14 protein-coding genes are annotated in these 16,179 nt (G+C 68.6%); 10 read left to right on the forward strand and 4 right to left on the reverse strand.

Annotation, left to right across the window (positions count from 1 at the left end; translation table 11 throughout):
* Window positions 1-22: 22 nt before the first annotated feature.
* From ACN9MV_RS30410 to ACN9MV_RS30420, 3 genes are all read left to right on the forward strand, one after another.
* Window positions 23-448 carry an organic hydroperoxide resistance protein gene (locus ACN9MV_RS30410; protein WP_093058675.1) on the forward strand — a complete coding sequence of 142 codons (426 nt, stop codon included), beginning with the start codon at window positions 23-25 and terminating at the stop codon, window positions 446-448.
* A 161-nt stretch (window positions 449-609) separates the two neighbouring features.
* Window positions 610-1,725 (forward strand): DUF2855 family protein, encoded by a 1,116-nt coding sequence (locus ACN9MV_RS30415; RefSeq protein ID WP_426390669.1) that lies wholly within the window; start codon window positions 610-612, stop codon window positions 1,723-1,725.
* Between the two features lie 33 nt (window positions 1,726-1,758).
* Complete coding sequence (locus ACN9MV_RS30420; protein WP_426390670.1) at window positions 1,759-2,793, forward strand: serine/threonine protein kinase; 1,035 nt, start codon at window positions 1,759-1,761, stop codon at window positions 2,791-2,793.
* Here ACN9MV_RS30420 and ACN9MV_RS30425 read toward each other — a convergent pair.
* Window positions 2,790-3,770 carry a LysR family transcriptional regulator gene (locus ACN9MV_RS30425; protein WP_426390671.1) on the reverse strand — a complete coding sequence of 327 codons (981 nt, stop codon included), beginning with the start codon at window positions 3,768-3,770 and terminating at the stop codon, window positions 2,790-2,792. The two genes, ACN9MV_RS30420 and ACN9MV_RS30425, sit on opposite strands and share 4 nt — an antisense overlap.
* Before the next feature lie 101 nt (window positions 3,771-3,871).
* Between ACN9MV_RS30425 and ACN9MV_RS30430 the strand changes: the two genes are divergently transcribed.
* The 3 genes from ACN9MV_RS30430 to ACN9MV_RS30440 all read left to right on the forward strand — a co-directional run bounded on the left by ACN9MV_RS30430 (window position 3,872) and on the right by ACN9MV_RS30440 (window position 8,013).
* On the forward strand, window positions 3,872-5,566 hold the full coding sequence (locus tag ACN9MV_RS30430; RefSeq protein WP_426390672.1) for an acyl-CoA dehydrogenase family protein: 1,695 nt from the start codon (window positions 3,872-3,874) through the stop codon (window positions 5,564-5,566).
* A gap of 35 nt (window positions 5,567-5,601) precedes the next feature.
* Window positions 5,602-6,579, forward strand: a complete 978-nt coding sequence (locus tag ACN9MV_RS30435) for a Bug family tripartite tricarboxylate transporter substrate binding protein (RefSeq protein WP_426390673.1) — start codon at window positions 5,602-5,604, stop codon at window positions 6,577-6,579.
* Between the two features lie 294 nt (window positions 6,580-6,873).
* The gene (locus ACN9MV_RS30440) at window positions 6,874-8,013 is read left to right on the forward strand and encodes a CaiB/BaiF CoA transferase family protein (protein WP_426390674.1); all 1,140 of its coding nucleotides are present in this window, start codon (window positions 6,874-6,876) and stop codon (window positions 8,011-8,013) included.
* Here the strand turns inward: ACN9MV_RS30440 and ACN9MV_RS30445 are convergent.
* Window positions 7,999-9,339, reverse strand: a complete 1,341-nt coding sequence (locus tag ACN9MV_RS30445) for a UDP-glucose dehydrogenase family protein (RefSeq protein ID WP_426390675.1) — start codon at window positions 9,337-9,339, stop codon at window positions 7,999-8,001. The genes ACN9MV_RS30440 and ACN9MV_RS30445 overlap by 15 nt on opposite strands.
* 96 nt (window positions 9,340-9,435) lie before the next feature.
* Here ACN9MV_RS30445 and ACN9MV_RS30450 point away from each other — a divergent pair, with 96 nt between their 5' ends.
* From ACN9MV_RS30450 to ACN9MV_RS30465, 4 genes are read left to right on the forward strand one after another with little or no spacing between them, the layout of a single operon-like run.
* A complete protein-coding gene (locus ACN9MV_RS30450; RefSeq protein WP_097197749.1) occupies window positions 9,436-10,461 on the forward strand; it encodes a glycosyltransferase in 1,026 nt (341 codons plus the stop codon).
* A 49-nt stretch (window positions 10,462-10,510) separates the two neighbouring features.
* On the forward strand, window positions 10,511-11,524 hold the full coding sequence (locus ACN9MV_RS30455; protein ID WP_426390676.1) for a hypothetical protein: 1,014 nt from the start codon (window positions 10,511-10,513) through the stop codon (window positions 11,522-11,524).
* A complete protein-coding gene (locus tag ACN9MV_RS30460) occupies window positions 11,514-12,287 on the forward strand; it encodes a hypothetical protein (RefSeq protein ID WP_426390677.1) in 774 nt (257 codons plus the stop codon). Before ACN9MV_RS30455 ends, ACN9MV_RS30460 begins: the two co-directional genes overlap by 11 nt.
* A gap of 3 nt (window positions 12,288-12,290) precedes the next feature.
* Window positions 12,291-13,409 (forward strand): hypothetical protein, encoded by a 1,119-nt coding sequence (locus ACN9MV_RS30465; protein WP_426390678.1) that lies wholly within the window; start codon window positions 12,291-12,293, stop codon window positions 13,407-13,409.
* Here the strand turns inward: ACN9MV_RS30465 and ACN9MV_RS30470 are convergent.
* Together ACN9MV_RS30470 and ACN9MV_RS30475 are read right to left on the reverse strand one after the other, a co-directional pair.
* Window positions 13,399-15,054, reverse strand: coding sequence for a hypothetical protein (locus ACN9MV_RS30470; RefSeq protein WP_426390679.1), 1,656 nt, complete (start codon window positions 15,052-15,054; stop codon window positions 13,399-13,401). The two genes, ACN9MV_RS30465 and ACN9MV_RS30470, sit on opposite strands and share 11 nt — an antisense overlap.
* A gap of 138 nt (window positions 15,055-15,192) precedes the next feature.
* On the reverse strand, window positions 15,193-16,179 hold the full coding sequence (locus tag ACN9MV_RS30475) for a Bug family tripartite tricarboxylate transporter substrate binding protein (protein WP_426390680.1): 987 nt from the start codon (window positions 16,177-16,179) through the stop codon (window positions 15,193-15,195).

The following is a 16,179-nucleotide window of genomic DNA, read 5'->3' on the forward strand; positions in this document are numbered from 1 at the left end:
CATCATCACCAAAGGAATCACCATGACCACCAAGCTCGACAAAGTTCTCTACACCGCAGAAGCTCACACCGTCGGCGGCCGTGACGGCGCAGGCAAGTCCAGCGACGGCGCCATCGACGTCAAGCTGAGCTCGCCCGGTTCCGGCAAGCCCGGCACCAACCCCGAGCAGCTGTTCGCGGTCGGCTATGCCGCCTGCTTCATCGGCGCGATGAAGGCCGTCGGCCCGAAGATCGGCGTGAAGGTGCCTGAAGACGTCGCCATCGACTCCAGCGTTTCCCTTGGCCCGACGAACGGCGGCGCGGCTTACGGCATCGCCGTGAAGCTGGCGATCACGCTGCCCGGCCTGGATGCAGATGCCAAGCAGAAGCTGGTCGACACCGCTCACCAGGTTTGCCCCTACTCGAACGCCACCCGCGGCAACATCGACGTCGAACTCACCATCGCCTAAGCTCCCCCGAGCACACGCGAACAAGCGGTCCGGCCACAAGCCGGGCCGCTTTTTTCATGCCCGCCGATGTCTCACGGGTGACGCCAAAACCCGCCGCGAGATAGCGCCTTTCATCAAGCTTGGCTAACGTAGCTGGACACCAACTGCCAGGAGCCTCGCTCATGAGCACCACCAGCTTCCTCATCCGCAAAGACCAGCTCGCCACCACGCGCCTGCACACCGCCACCGACGAAGCGCTCGCCGGCGGCCAGGTGCGCGTGCGCATCGACAGCTTTGCGCTCACTTCCAACAACATCACATATGCCGCCTTCGGCGACGCGATGAGCTACTGGCAGTTCTTCCCGAGCGGCGAAGAGGGCTGGGGCAGCATTCCCGTGTGGGGCTTTGCGAGCGTCGTGCAGTCGCTCCACCCGGGCGTGGCGGTGGGCGAACGGCTCTACGGCTACTGGCCAATGGCTTCAGCCGCGGTGCTGAGCCCCGGGCGGCTCTCGCCCGAGCGCTTCACCGACGTGGCGCCGCACCGCGCAGAGCTGCCCGCCGTCTACAACCAGTACTTCCGCTGCGCGAGCGACCCGCTCTACACGGCCGACACCGAAGACACCCAGGCCCTGCTGCGCCCGCTGTTCATCACCTCGTGGCTGATCGACGACTTCATGGCCGACAACGATTTCTTCGGCGCGAAGACCATGCTGCTGTCGAGCGCATCGAGCAAGACGGCCTACGGCACCGCCTTCCAGCTGCACCAGCGCGAGGGCATCGAGGTGATCGGCCTGACCTCGCCCGCCAACGTGGCCTTCTGCGAAAGCCTGGGCTGCTACGACCGCGTGGTGACCTACGAAGCACTCGACACCATCGCGGCCGACACGCCCTGCGTGTACGTCGACTTCGCCGGCAACGGCGCGCTGCGCAACGCCATCCACGAGCGCTTCACGAATCTCGCATACAGCAGCTCCATCGGCGGCACGCACGTCGAGCAGCTTGCAACCAAGGGCGCGGGCAAGGACTTGTCGGGCCCGCGCGCCACGCTGTTCTTCGCACCGGCGCAGATCAAGAAGCGCACCACCGAATGGGGCCCCGACGAATTCGGGCGCCGCATGGTCGCGGCCTGGCACAACTTCCTGGCCACCGTCACCGATGCGAAGGCCCCCTGGCTGCACGCCGAACACCACGATGGCGGCGAGGCAGTGCAGGCCGCCTACGCGCAGGTGCTCGCGGGCAAGGGCGACCCGCGCACGGGCCATATCCTTTCTCTTTACAAACAACCTGCAAGCGCGTGAGCCCGCGGGGCGCCGTGTGGCGACAATCGCCGCATGACCCTTTCTTCCGCGGCGCCCGCGAACACACATCCTTACGAGAGCCTCACGCCAGACGTGGTGCTCGACGCGCTCGCGACGCTCGGCCTGTACGGCGACGGCCGGCTCACAGGCCTGAACTCCTATGAAAACCGGGTCTACCAGGTCTACCTGGAGGATCGCAGTGCCGTGGTGGTCAAGTTCTACCGCCCCGGCCGCTGGAGCGAAGCCGAGATCCTCGAAGAGCACGGCTTCTCGCTCGAACTGGCCGCCGGCGAAGTGCCGGCCGTGCCGCCGCTGGCCTTCGACGGCAAGACGCTGCATCACCACGCCGGCTTCGCCTTCAGCGTGAGCCCCTACCGCGGCGGCCGCGCACCAGAGCTCGATAACTTCGAGGTGCTCGAATGGGTCGGCCGCTTTCTGGCGCGCATCCATACCGTGGGCAGCGCCAAGCCTTTCGAGGCCCGCCCCGCGCTCGACCTGCAGACCTTCGGCCTCGACTCGCGCGACTGGCTGCTGGAGAACGACAAGATTCCGCTCGACATGCAGCGCGACTGGGAAAAGATCTGCAACGAGGCGCTGGACATGGTTCGCGCGACCGCCCTCGCGCTGCAGCCACCGGCCTCCGACTTCAAGCCCCGCAAGCTGCGCCTGCATGGCGACGTGCATCCCGGCAACATCCTGTGGACGCCCACCGACCGCCCCGGCGGCGGCCCGCACTTCGTCGACCTCGACGACGCGCGCACCGGCTTCGCGGTGCAAGACCTGTGGATGCTGCTGTCGGGCGACCGCGCACAGCGCACGTCGCAACTGTCGGGCCTGCTCGACGGCTACGAGCAGTTCCGCGAATTCGACCGCCGCGAGCTGGCGCTGATCGAGCCGCTGCGCACGCTGCGGCTCATCCACTACAGCGCCTGGCTGGCACGGCGCTGGGAAGACCCGATCTTCCCGATCAACTTTCCGTGGTTCGGCTCCAGCGACTACTGGAAGGGGCAGATCCTCGTGCTGGAAGACCAGTGCGAGCAGATGGCCGAAGAGCCCCTTTACGCCTAGAAATGTCGGCCCCCCGGCTTTTCACTCCGCTTCGCTGCGTGTAATTCTCCACCCCCCAAGGGGGAGGCCCGGCCGCCTTGGGGCGGCCCGGCGGCGGCCGGCTGCGCGTCGACCACGCCCTGCAGCAGCCGCTCGACCAGCACATTGGCCGGTCCGTTGCGCCAGATGCCATAGGCCTCCGACTGCGCCACCACCCGGTCGAGCGGCCTGAACACCGCGCCGCGCAGGGCCGAATGCCGCATCGCCTGCGGCACCAGCGCCACGCCCATGCCCTGCGACACCAGCGAGACCACGGCCAGCCAATGGCGCACCTCGTGGCGCACCTCGGGCAGAAAGCCCGCATCGGCGCAGATCGACAGGATGCGCTCGTGATAGTCGGGTGAGGCCTCGCGCGAGAACAGCACGAAGGGCTGGTCGCGCAGGTCGGCCGGCGCCAGCACCCGCTTGCGCGCCAGCGCATGCCCAGCCGGCAGGCAGGCCACGAAGGGTTCGGACAGCAACAGCCGGTGCTGCAGTTCGAGCGGCACGCGGCGCGTGTGGGCAAAGCCGATGTCCAGCCGGTCGTTCAGCAGCTCGGTGATCTGCACGCCGGAGTTGAGTTCGCTCAGCGTGATGCGCACCGCCGGGTGCTTCGCCTGGAAGGCACGCAGCGCCTGCGGCAGGCCCCGGTACAGCATCGCGCCCACGAAGCCGATGCGCAGCCGCCCTGCCGAGCCCAGCGCCACGTCGCGCGCCTCGATGGCGGCTTCTTCCGCCTGCAGCAGCACGCGCCGTGCCGAAATGCGCAGCGCCTCGCCGGCGGGCGTGAGCCGCACCTCCTTGCTGTTGCGCTCGAACAGCCGCGCGCCCACGTTGTCTTCCAGCTGCCGGATCGCCACCGACAGCGGCGGCTGCGAGATCGACAGGCGCCGCGCTGCCCGCCCGAAGTGCAGTTCTTCGGCGAGCACGGAGAAGTAGCGCAGGTGCCGCAGTTCCATGGATAGTCAGATCGAATCGAACAAGACCAAATCGATATTAGACACGGATCGTCGCGGCTTCAACAATGCGCCAAACCAAGGAAACCATGGAGACAAAGCGCATGTCCGCAGAGCACGCCCATCCGATCCCCGATCGCCACGGCCAGAACCTGTTCACCACCGACGCCGAGCTGCACGCACTGCTCGCGCTCTACCTGCCCGACGACCTGCGCCGCCACATGCAGCCGCACTTCGAGCGCCTGGGCGGCCTCGCGGGCGGCCTGCTCGACGAGCTGGCCGGCACCGCCGACCGCAACCCGCCCGTGCTGAAGCAACGCACGCGCACCGGCCTCGACGAGCAGAAGGTCGTGAAGCACCCCGCCTACGTCGAAATGGAACGCCTCGCGCTCAGCGAATTCGGCCTGGCCGCCATCTCTCATCGCGACGACACGCTGGGCTGGAAGGGCAAGATGCCGCCGCTGGTCAAGTACGTGCTGACCTACCTGTTCGTGCAGGCGGAATTCGGCCTGTGCTGCCCGGTGTCGATGACCGACTCCCTCACGCGCACGCTGAAGAAGTTCGGCAGCCCGGAGCTGCTCGCAAAGTACCTGCCGCGCCTGACCTCTCTCGACTTCGACGAGCTGGCGCAAGGCGCGATGTTCATGACCGAGCAGGCCGCCGGCTCCGACATTGCCGCCACCGCCACGATGGCGCACCAGGAAGCCGACGGCGGCTGGCGCCTCACTGGCGACAAGTGGTTCTGCTCCAACCCCGATGCCGACTTCGCGATGGTGCTGGCACGCGCCGACGACGGCTTGCCCGGCATGAAGGGCGTGTCGCTGTTCCTGCTGCCGCGCCGGCTCGAAGATGGCAGCCTCAACCACTACCGAATCATCCGGCTGAAGGACAAGCTGGGCACGCGCTCGATGGCCAGCGGCGAGATCCGCCTCGAAGGCGCGGTCGCGTACCTCGTGGGCGAAGCGGGCCGCGGCTTCGTGCAGATGGCAGACATGGTCAACAACTCGCGCCTGTCGAACGGCGTGCGCGCTGCCGGCCTGATGCGCCGTGCGGTGGCCGAGGCCGAGTTCATCGCATCCGAGCGCCGCGCCTTCGGCCGCACGCTCGACCAGATGCCGCTGATGCAGCGTCAACTAGACAAGCTGCGCCTGCCGGCCGAGCAGGCGCGCACGATGGTGTGCCAGACGGCCCTGGCGCTCGCGCGTTCCGACGCGGCCGAGCCCGACGCGTATGCGCTGCTGCGCATCCTCACGCCGCTCATCAAGTTCCGCGCCTGCCGCGATGCGCGCAAGGTCACGGGCGACGCGATGGAAGTGCGCGGCGGCTGCGGCTACATCGAGGAATGGAGCGATGCGCGCCTCGTGCGCGACGCGCACCTGGGCTCGATCTGGGAAGGCACGAGCAACATCGTGGCGCTCGACGTGATTCGCGCGGTGAAGCGCGAAGGCTCGCTGCCGGTGCTGCGCGCGCACTGCGCGAAGCTGCTGGGCGATGCGGCGCTCGCTCCTGGCTTCGCGAAGGCCTTGCGCGATGCGCTCGACCGCGCCGCCGCGCTGACCGAAACCGCCGCGCGTGAAGGCGGCGACGTGCTCGCGCGGCAGGCCGCATCGGCGCTTTATCACTGCACCAGCGCCATCGCGATGGCCTGGGAGGCCGCACACGGCGGCTCCGCACCACGCATGCGCTGGGCGCAACTGGTGCTGCTGCATCGCGTGCTGCCGCGCGATCCGCTCTCGCCCGATGCCATGCCCGCGGACTGGAACGCCGCCACCGTTCAATCCGCGACAGTGCCGGCCTGAGCTTCCTTTCCCTCTTACAAAAACGGAGACATCCCTTGAAACGCCTCACCTTCCTGCTGGCCGCCTGCGCCACGCTGCTGACAGCAATGCCCGCAGCGCAAGCCGCCGACGCCTTCCCCACCAAGCCCCTGATGCTGGTCGTTCCCTTCCCGCCCGGCGGCCCCACCGACGCGATGGCCCGCACGCTGGCCGCCGAGATGAAAGACCGCCTCGGCCAGTCCATGATCGTGGAGAACCGCGCAGGCGCCGGCGGCAACATCGGCGCCGAATACGTGGCGCGCGCCGAGGCCGACGGCCACACGCTGCTGTTCGGCACCTCGGGCCCGTTGGCCATCAACGCGAGCCTGTACCGCAAGATCAACTACGACCCGGTGAAGAGCTTCGCGCCGGTGATCCAGGTCGGCTACCTGCCCAACATCCTGGTGGTGAACCCCGCCCTGCCCGTGAAGACCGTGCCGGAGCTCGTGGCCTACGCCAAGGCCAACCCCGGCAAGCTCAGCTATGCATCGTCGGGCAACGGCGCGTCGTCGCACCTCGCGGGCGTGCTCTTCAACTCGGTGGCCGGCACCGACCTGCAGCACATTCCCTACAAGGGCACCGGCCCTGCGCTCAACGACCTGCTGGGCAACCAGGTCAGCATGACCTTCACCGACATCCTCACCGCGCTGCCTTACGTCAAGGCCGGCAAGCTGCGCGCACTGGGCGTGGCCACCGTCGCGCGCTCGCAGGCGCTGCCCGACGTACCGACGATTTCGGAGCAGGGCTACAAGGGCTACGACGTGAGCGTGTTCTTCGGCATCGTCGCGCCGGCCGGCACGCCAGCCGACCGCGTGAGCAAGCTCAACCATGCCTTCGCCGAAGTGCTGAACTCGCCCAAGGTGAAGCAGATGTTCGCGGCGCAAGGCCTCGAAGCTTCGGCCGACACTTCGCCGCAGAAGCTGGGGCAGTTCATTGGTAGCGAGTCTGTGAAGTGGAAAGACGTGGTGAAGAAGTCGGGGGCGCAGCTCGATTGATGCCGTCATTCGGGGCGCGCTCACGCCGACGGGGTACCTTGCTCCGCGAATGTCCCCCGGCCTGCGGCCTCCTCCTTTATTTCGCTGCGCAAGGCACCCCATCGGCGTGATCGTTCAGCGCAGCGGTTAAACCGCCGGAACAAGCATGGCGTTCCCTGTGCACAGGGCGCCGGGTACTCCCCGCAGCGAAATAAAGGAGGAGGCCGAAGGCCGGGGGACATTCGCGGAGGGGAGTACCCGGTGGCCTGTGCACTCGCCCCGAATGAACGAACAAAACAAATCCAAGGACCAGCAATGACACAAGCCCAAGGCGCCCTCGCAGGCATCCGCGTCCTCGACATCTCCCGCATCCTCGGCGGCCCCTACTGCGGCCAGATCCTCGGCGATCACGGAGCCGACGTGCTCAAGGTCGAGCCGCCACAGGGCGACGACACGCGCACATGGGGCCCGCCCTTCAGGGAAGGCGTGGCCTCGTACTACCACGGGCTCAACCGCAACAAGCGCGTGCAGCACCTCGACTTCTCGACGGAAGAAGGCCGCACTGCACTGCTCGCGCTGGTGGCCGAAGCCGACGTGCTGATCGAGAACTTCAAGACCGGCACGATGGAACGCTGGGGCATCGGCTACGAAACGCTGTCGCAGCGCTTTCCGCGCCTCGTGTGGTGCCGCGTGTCGGGCTTCGGCGCCGACGGCCCGCTGGGTGCGCTGCCGGGCTATGACGCCGCCGTGCAGGCCATGACCGGCATCATGAGCATCAACGGCGAAGCCGACGGCGGTCCGCTGCGCGTGGGCCTGCCGGTGGTCGACATGGTGACCGGGCTGAACGCGGTCATCGGCGTGCTGCTCGCTCTGCAGGAGCGCCAGCGCAGCGGGCGTGGGCAGTTCGTGGAGGCAGCGCTGTACGACAGCGGCCTGTCGCTGCTGCATCCGCACGCGGCCAACTGGTTCATGGACGGCACCGAGCCGCGCCGCACCGGCAATGCGCATCCGAACATCTACCCGTACGACGCGCTGGCCACCGGCACCGACCCGGTGTTCGTGGCCGTGGGCAACGACCGGCAGTTCGCCAGCCTGTGCCGCTGCATCGGGCTGCCCGATCTGGCGGACGATCCGCTCTACCGCACGGCCGGCGCGCGCTCGGTGCATCGCGACGGACTCAAGCAGCAACTCGAGGCGGCGATGGCGGCCTTCGATGGCCGCGCGCTGGTCGAGCAACTGATGGCGGCCGGCGTGCCCGCCGCGCCAGTGCTGCCAGTCGATGCCGCGCTGCAGCATCCGCACACGCTGCACCGCGAGATGGTGGTGGAGATGCCCGGCGGATATCGCGGCATCGGCGCGCCGGTGAAGCTGAGTCGCACGCCGGCAAGCTACCGGCATGCGCCGCTCACACCGGGCGATGCCTTCCTGCCGCTGGACGACTCAATGGAGCAGTGACGATCGGCCGCGGCCGATGCCGTAGTACGCGATGCCCACGGACTCGACCTCCGCGGCGTCGTAGACATTGCGGCCATCGAAGATCGCCGGCGTGCGCAGTGCCTTCGCGATGCCCGCGAAATCAGGCCGCCGGAACTCCGCCCACTCGGTGACGAGTGCCAGCACATCGGCGCCCTGCAGCGCCTCTTGCGCCGTGTCGCACCAGCGCACGTCATCGCGCTCGCCGATGAGGCCGCGTGCGTTCGGCATTGCCGCCGGGTCGTAGACCTGCACGCGCGCACCGGCGGCCCACAGCCGCCCCAGCAGCACGAGGCTCGGCGCATCGCGCATGTCGTCGGTATCTGGCTTGAAGGCCAGGCCCCACACGGCGATGGTCTTGCCCGCGATGCGGCCTTCGAAGTGGTGCGTCATCAGGTCGAACAGCCGGCTCTTCTGCTCGTGGTTCGTGGCCTCGACCGCCGAGAGGATGCGCAAGGCATGGCCGTCGCGGTCGGCCGCGTACCTCAGCGCCCGCACATCCTTCGCGAGGCACGAGCCGCCATAGCCCGCGCCCGCCTGCAGAAAGTCGGGCCCGATGCGCCGGTCAGCGCCGATGCCGCGTCGCACCATCTCGATGTCGGCACCCGCATGCTCGGCCAGGCGGGCCATCTCGTTCATGAAGCTGATGCGGGTGGCGAGCATGGCGTTGGCCGCGTACTTGGTGAGCTCGGCGGAGCGGCGGTCCATCACCAGCATCTGCTTCGGGTCCTCGATGAAGGGTTCGTAGAGCCGGGCCAGCAGGTCGACGGCCCACGGGTTTTCGCTGCCGATCACCACGCGGTCGGGCCGCCGGCAGTCGCGCACGGCCGAGCCTTCGCGCAGGAACTCGGGGTTCGCCGCCACCGCGATGCGAAGCCGCGCGCCGCGTTGCGAAAGCTCGCCGCTCAATACCGCCTCGACCTGGTCGGCAGTGCCCACCGGCGCGGTCGACTTGCACACGACCACCGCCTCGCGGTCACGGTGCCGCCCGATGCCAGCGGCCACGGCCATCACATGGCGCAGGTCGACGCGGCCTTCGGCATCGGCCGGCGTGTTCACCACGATGAAGAGCACGTCGCCATGCAGGCAGGCCGTGCGCTCGTCGGCGGTGAACTGCAGCGTTCCCGCGGCCAGGCCAGCGGCCAGCAGCGCCTCCAGGTCCGGTTCATGCAAGGGCATCAGGCCGCGCTGCAGCCCTTCGATGCGAGCCAAATCCGCGTCCGCGCACAGCACTTCGTGGCCCGCTTCGGCCAGGCAGGCGGCAAAGCTCAGGCCCACGTAGCCGGCGCCGAAGATGCTGACTTTCATGGGCGAGCCCATGGCGCACGGCACTGGTGGCGGGCGCGGTTGTGCGATAAAAGCAGGATGCAAGCCTTCAAAACAATGTCCGGACAGGAAAATTCGATGATGCCCGATCAAGTTGCCGCGCGTTGCGCGCTGGTCCTGGAGACCAACAACCTGCGCGGCGGAGCCGATGCCGAGGCCAAAGCAGGCACCAGCCTGCAGCGTCTCGTCGCCCTGCTGGCGAAGCAGAAACTGCCGCTCACCGCGCTCGCGCAGGTGGTCGTCACGCACGACGGGCTGAGCCCGGCCACCTGCGAGGCCGTGAGCAAGCTCGCAGGCTGCCCGGTCGACTTCGTGCGCATCGACGCCGCCACCGGTTATTACGACGCCAAGAACGTCGGCTTCGAGGCCACCGATGCGCAACGCTGCACGCACGTGGTGTTCGCCGACGCCGACTGCCTGCCCGACGACGACTGGCTGCTGCAGATGCTGCTGCCGTTCACGTGGAGCGACGCGCCCGCCGTGGTGGCTGGCCGCACCAGCTACGCGGCCAACGTGGTCGGCACAGCGCTCACGACCATCGACTTCATGTACTTCCCCAATGCCGACCATGCCGGCGCCACGAGCAACTTCTACGCGAACAACGTGGCCTTCCGCCGCGACGTGTTCGAGCAGCACAGCTACCAGGCGCTCGACGGCGTGTACCGCGCGCACTGCCAGGTGCTGGGCATGCGGCTGAAGGCGGCGGGCGTGCCGATCCACTACGCGGCACAGGCCCACACCGAACACCGCCTGCCCGACACGCGCGCCGAGGCGCTCAAGCTGCGCTGGATGCGCGGGCAGGACACGTACTCGCTCACGCCGCACCTGCTGCGCAGCTACGTATCGCCGCGCTGGCAGTGGCTCGCGAAGAGCGGGCCGATCGGGCCGCTGGCCGTGCTGTTCACCCGGCTGGGGTTCAGCGTGAAGGCGCTCAATCATCAAGACCTGCCGCCGCTGCGCGGGCTGCGCTGGCTCGCGGGCGTGGCGCTGATCCTCGGCTTCTCGGCGGTCGACATGCTGGGTGCGTTCGCGCGCGGCATCGGGTGGCACACCACGGGCAGCACCAACGCCGACGCGCAGGCGCTTTCGTATCACCGGCCCTGAACGCCTTTCGCGCCTTCCTTCTCTTCCAGAAGAACAACAAGACAAGAACATGCCAATTCGCTCTTCATTCATCGCTCGCCAGCTGACGCTCGGCCTCGCGCTCGCCGGCGCCTTCTCGCTGGCGAGTGCAGCCGACTTTGTCGGCCGCGGCGTCTTCAACTTCAAGTCCGACGCCGGCTGCCCCTTCGCCGCGCTCGCGGGCCCCGGCAACGACTGCAACCGCCTTGCCCTCGACGACCCCGACACCCGTGCCGCGCTCGACAGCGCCGCGCACACCATCCGCTTTGTCAACACGCGCAGCTACAACGAGAAAACCATCGTCGGCGACGTGCTGTTGCAAGGTTCCGGCCAGGCGCGCAGCGGCCAGCGCGTGCCGCTGACCTTTCATGCGCTGGTGAGCCGTTCGGGCAGCGAGTGGTCGGTGAGCAGCCACGCCCACTCGCCCATGGGCGGCGAGTTCAGCGACATCCGCATCGACCCGTACCAGATCGTGGCGGTGAACGAGGCGACCACCGACCATGTGCTGCTCACAGCCGACCAGGTCGTCGAGGCGCTGGCCAAGCCTTCGCTGACCGCGCGCCTGGCCAACGTGCTGGTGCAGGTGGAAGACAACCGCACGAATGGCGCAAGGGACGCCGACATCACCATCGGTCTCGGCCTGAGCAAGGCCTCGAAGTCGGTGGCGCGCGCGCGCTTTCATGCGCCGGCCGCCAGGGGGATGCAACTGGCCGAGGCCATGCAGCAGGGCAACTGGACGCTGGAGCTGCAGGCGCTGAGCGGCCAGATCCCGCACCAGGTGGTGCAGCGCGACATGTTCCTGTACGGGCTCGAATCGCAGTCGCTGCTGCAGCCGTTGCTGCAGCGCGGCTTCCGCAAGAACGAGAAGCTCGTGCTCGGCGCCACCAACGGCAAGGGCTATGTGCGCTACGACGGCCAGCAACGCGAATTCGCGGGTGCCGATGCCGCCGCGCGCGCCTTCCTGCAGGACAGCTTCATCGGGCTGGTGCTGGGCTGGCAGCAGCAGACACCACAGACCACGAAGGCCAAGGCCGATGGCCGCTGAGCCGCCCGACGACATCGCAGCCGGCTTCGACTGCCTCTCTGCGCCCACCTTGCGCGGCTGGCCGGCCCTGCAGGCCCGCCTCGTGCACCACGTCAAGCGCGCCGCACTGCGCCAGCTGCATGCGAGCAATGCTGGTGAGATGCTGTTGCTGCGCTTCTATCTGGTGGGCGAGGAATCGTCCGAGCAGGCGCTGCAGCGCGAACTGCGCATCGCCCCGCCCGAGTGGCTGGCGCGCCAGCTCGACCAGCACCTGGCCGACGAGCAACACCATGCGCGGCTGTTCGCGCAGGCCATCGTTGAGCGCGGCGGCAACGCGCAGGCGGCAGCTTCACCCGAAGAGGCGCCGCAGCCCGACTGGTTCAGCCGCCGCAAGCTCGCGCGCTGGCAGGCGCTCATTCGCCGCCATGCGCCGCACTTTGCGCACGGCGGGCTGGTGCCGGCCTATGCCATCGGCCTCTCGGCGGAGCAGATGGCCTCGCGCATCCTGCAGCGCCATTGCGCGCTGATCGGCCCGCAACATGCGCTGCACCCGCTGCTGTCGCGCGTGCTGATTGATGAAGACCGCCACATCCGTCTGTGCAGCCACACCTTGCAGCGCTGTGTGGCGCCGCATGAAGAGGCGCGGCTCGTGCAACTGATGCGCGAGGTGCGCGACACCGAGCGCGGCTTCGGCGTCACGGGCGCACTAGGCATGTGGATCGCCGGCGTGGCGCTGCGGCTGCGCCCCGGCGCAGCGCGGCCGGTGCAGCAGCATCACGCCTGAGCGATGCCGCCGCGCATCCTCTACCTCGCGACCGCGGACGCGCGCGGCCACCTGATGCGTGCGCAGCTGCTGGCCCATGCGCTGCGCGGAGCCGGCGCGCAGGTGCAGGTGCTCACCACCTCGGACGAAGGCGCGCGCTTTCTCGCCGGCTTCGGCATCGATGCGCCAGTGCTCTCGCGCCATTACGCCGTGCAGTTCGACACGCAGCAGAACATGCTGCGCCGCGAGACCGACCGCAACGTGGCGCACTACATGTTCCGCCCCGAACGCATGCTGCGTGACGTGTGGCGGCTGCGCGCACGCTTTCGTGAAGCCGACCTGGTGGTGAACGACTCGTTCCACCCCGCGCTGCTGCTGATGGGCTGGCTGCCGTTCTGGCGGCGCAAGGTCGTGCACGTGTACGGCGCCAGCCTGCGCCGCGCGCTCGAAACCAATTTCAAGGGACGGATGCCCGGCGCGATTGCAAAGCTGTTCGGCGGCATCGTGGCGTGGCAGATCGACCGCAGCCTCGCGCGCATCGAGCACGACTTCGCTTATGGCGAGCCGCAGCACGACGGCCACGGCCGCCACCGGCTGGCCACGCCGGTTGCGGTGGTCGATGCGGTGGACCACAGCGAAGCGGCACAGCGCGCGGCTGCCGTGTACCTCAACCCGCATTTCCAGGAGCCGGCACTGGCCGACGGCCTCGAACAGGGTCTTGCCGACGCAGGCGTGCCAGCACATCTCGTCGGCGAAGGCTATGCCCACAGGCCGCACTGGCATGCGCGCGACGAGCACTGGATAGAGGCGGCAGCGCACAGCGCGTTCATCGTTTCGGCACCGGGCATGGCGGCGCTGTCTATCGCGGCGGTCTACCGAAAACCGATCCTGCTGCTGCTGACCGACCAGCCGGAGCAGGCGATCAACGCGGGGCGCGCGGCGCAGCTTGGTCTGGCGCATCGCGTGGTGGTGTGGCGCGGCGATGCGCCGAAGTTTGCGCGGGCAGTTGCCGCCGCGGCCGGCGAATTGCTTGCACTGCCGGCTAGCGTGGCGGATTCCACTGCGGGGCGACAGGGGGCCATCGAACGGCTCCGGCACTGGACTACGCTGCTGTACGGCCTTGCCTCGACAGCTACCCGATAACCCCACGCGCCGTATCGATCAACGCGCGAAACGCCCGCGTCATCGCACGCACCGGATGCATCTCGGACCACTGCTTCGCTGTCGTCTTCGGCGGCGCGGAGATCACTCCCCGGCCCATGCGCAGCGACACCTGCAGCTTCCTGATGGTGAAGGCCGGTTGGGCCATGCGGCGCCCCGTGCCGGCGGCCACGACGAACTGCAGCACCAGGCACTTGCGTCCCGCCGTCGGTTCGATCTCGAACACCAGGCTGCGCCGCCGTGCGCCAGTGCCGCGCTGACCCGGCAGCACCGTGCCGTCGAACATGGCGAGCACGCTGGTGGCCTTGGCGTTGCTGCGGTAGTCGATGCTCACCTCGAGCCGGTACGGTCGCTGGTGCGACAGCACAGGTGACTGCGCCAACGAAGGCAGGGGAATGACGAGGCAGGCCAGCTCGCCCTCGCTGCGCGCGCCATCGCCGTCGAAGCCCGCCCAGCCATGACTGAGCCAGCTCATCGCGGGGCTGCCGGGATGGAACAGGTAGGAACGGCCCATCTGCAGCTCGGCCACCTCGGGCAGGCCCTGTGTCTGGTCGTCGAGGCCCCAGCGCGTGAGGAAGGCGCGGTCGATCGCCGCTTCGGGCCAGGCCGTGAGGCTCGGCCTGGCATTGTTGTTGTCGTCGGCGCCGCAGGCCGCGGCCATGAAATCCATCGCGCCCAACGCGGCGCCCACGGGGATCCAGTCTGAGCAGGTCTCAGGCAGCAACCCGGCCGCATTGCGGTCGGCGCGGATCAGCGCGTGCGCGGGCTTGCGAAAGTAGCGCGCCTCGGTCAGCACGCTAGACGACAGGCTGGCAGCGAAATGCACGTTTGCCGCGGACAACAGCGCGTACGTGTTCTCCTTTGTCCACGCCACATTGGGAATGGCGCGCGCAATGGGCGCCAGGTCGTGCAACGCATTCTCATAAGGGTGCGGCTTGATGACCAGCAGGTCGACGCTGTTCGCCAGCTCGCGCAGCGGTGCGATCACGCTGGCCGGGTGCATGGTGCGTCCACCGCTGACCAGCGACAGGTCGACCAGGCTCTGGCCGAAGAACAGGCCCACGCGCAGCCGCGGGTCGAACAGCGAGGCCGCGCCGTGGCGCGCGAAGCGGCCCTTGAGCGCGCTCGCGTGGTTCCAGAACAGCTCTTCGTCCACGCGACGCGACAGCAGCACGGCTTCGATCACGGGGTCATTGGTGCGCGCGCAGAAGTGCAGATGCTCGGTGAAGCGGCGCGGATCGATCTCGATGTCCAGGTAGCTCGCGCCGCTGCGGTCTATGCACTGCTGCAGCGCGGGCGTGAGGCCCCAGCCGATCACGAGGCAGCCGGGGTCGAACATCGGCAGGCCCTCGCGCCCGGCCAGCGGCAACAGGTTGGCGATGCAAGCGCGCGCCCAGCCGACCGGGGTGCAGGGCAGCTCCAGCCGGTCCATCAGGCGCTCGACGTCGATGCGGCCGCCTTCCGACAGCGGCGTGATCTCGCGCACCGGCAGGCCCAGGCGTCCCAGCGCGGTGTCGAAGAAGCCCCGGAGGAAGCGCCGGTTGGCGGCGTGATACTGCAGCCCGTTGGCTGGAGAGCGGAAGAAGTCGTCCGCAAAAATGACGTGGTGGAACCGGCTCGTGGTCATGGGTCTCGGGAGGACCGGCCTGCCCCTTGCGACCCGCCTCGCCGACCTTTTCTGTGCGATGCGCCAATCTAGGCAGCGACTCTTAGTTCAAAGTGAGGAAGGCTCGGCACATGCGCAAAGTTGCCGTAAAGGACCGGCTCAGTCGAGCGAGAGATTGAGATCGCGGATCAGCGGATGCCAGCGCGCCGACTCGCCCTGCAGCAGCGCCGCGAACTGCGAAGGCGCATCGCCCACCGGCTCGACACCGAACTCGGCAAGCTTGCGCAGCACGGCGGGGTTGTGGATGGCGCTGGCCACCGACTGCTGCAGCCGCGTCACGATCTCGCCCGGGGTGTTGGCGGGCACCACCAGGCCCATGAACGCGGCAGCTTCGACGCGCGGCATGCCTAGCTCGGCAAAGGTGGGTACGTTGGGCAGTTCCTTCAGCCGCTGCGGGTGCGCCACCGCCAGCGCGCGCAGCTTGCCACCCTGGATGAAGCGGCGCGACGCGGCCAGGTCGCACATCAGCACCGGCAACTGGCCGCCCGCCACGTCGGCCAGCGCGGGCGCGGCGCCGCGGTAGGGCACGTGCACCATCTCCAGCCCGGCTTCGCGTTCGAGCAGCTCCATCGCCAGGTGCTGCGGACTGCCGGTGCCGGCCGAGGCAAAGCTGACCTTGCCGGGAAAGGCGCGCGCATCGTCGATGAAGGCGCGCGCGTCCCTCACGCCGCTGGAAGGGCCTACCAGCAGCACCATCGGCAGCCGGCCCAGCAGGGTGACGGGCGCGAAGTCGCGCGAGGGGTTGTAGCTGAGGTTGCGATACAGCGCGGGGTTGAACACCAGCGTGCCGTTGTCGGCCGACAGCAGCGTGTAGCCGTCGGCCGGGGCGCGCGCGGCCTCGATGGCGCCGAGCGCGGTGTTGCCGCCTGCGCGGTTCTCGATGATCACCGGCTGGCCTGCGTCGATGGCGAGCTGCGTGCCGATGGTTCGCGCGACGATGTCGGCGCCGGCCCCCGCGGGGTACGGCACGATCCAGCGGATGGGCCTGGCGGGGTATGCGGCCTGCGCCTTCGCTACGCGGGGCAGTCCCGTGGCCGCGAGGGCGGCTATGGACAAGAGGTGCAGCAGCAGCGGTCGACGGGTCAT

This window comes from Variovorax sp. R-27 (assembly GCF_049913215.1).
Classification (GTDB): Bacteria; Pseudomonadota; Gammaproteobacteria; order Burkholderiales; family Burkholderiaceae_C; genus Variovorax.

Excerpts from the sequence above, each read along its gene's own strand:
- ACN9MV_RS30410 (WP_093058675.1), top strand. The coding sequence starts at position 23 with ATGACCACCAAGCTCGACAAAGTTCTCTACACCGCAGAAGCTCACACC.
- ACN9MV_RS30415 (WP_426390669.1), top strand. The coding sequence starts at position 610 with ATGAGCACCACCAGCTTCCTCATCCGCAAAGACCAGCTCGCCACCACG.
- ACN9MV_RS30420 (WP_426390670.1), top strand. The coding sequence starts at position 1,759 with ATGACCCTTTCTTCCGCGGCGCCCGCGAACACACATCCTTACGAGAGC.
- ACN9MV_RS30425 (WP_426390671.1), bottom strand. The coding sequence starts at position 3,770 with ATGGAACTGCGGCACCTGCGCTACTTCTCCGTGCTCGCCGAAGAACTG.
- ACN9MV_RS30430 (WP_426390672.1), top strand. The coding sequence starts at position 3,872 with ATGTCCGCAGAGCACGCCCATCCGATCCCCGATCGCCACGGCCAGAAC.
- ACN9MV_RS30440 (WP_426390674.1), top strand. The coding sequence starts at position 6,874 with ATGACACAAGCCCAAGGCGCCCTCGCAGGCATCCGCGTCCTCGACATC.
- ACN9MV_RS30445 (WP_426390675.1), bottom strand. The coding sequence starts at position 9,339 with ATGAAAGTCAGCATCTTCGGCGCCGGCTACGTGGGCCTGAGCTTTGCC.
- ACN9MV_RS30450 (WP_097197749.1), top strand. The coding sequence starts at position 9,436 with ATGATGCCCGATCAAGTTGCCGCGCGTTGCGCGCTGGTCCTGGAGACC.
- ACN9MV_RS30455 (WP_426390676.1), top strand. The coding sequence starts at position 10,511 with ATGCCAATTCGCTCTTCATTCATCGCTCGCCAGCTGACGCTCGGCCTC.
- ACN9MV_RS30460 (WP_426390677.1), top strand. The coding sequence starts at position 11,514 with ATGGCCGCTGAGCCGCCCGACGACATCGCAGCCGGCTTCGACTGCCTC.
- ACN9MV_RS30465 (WP_426390678.1), top strand. The coding sequence starts at position 12,291 with ATGCCGCCGCGCATCCTCTACCTCGCGACCGCGGACGCGCGCGGCCAC.
- ACN9MV_RS30470 (WP_426390679.1), bottom strand. The coding sequence starts at position 15,054 with ATGACCACGAGCCGGTTCCACCACGTCATTTTTGCGGACGACTTCTTC.
- ACN9MV_RS30475 (WP_426390680.1), bottom strand. The coding sequence starts at position 16,179 with ATGACCCGTCGACCGCTGCTGCTGCACCTCTTGTCCATAGCCGCCCTC.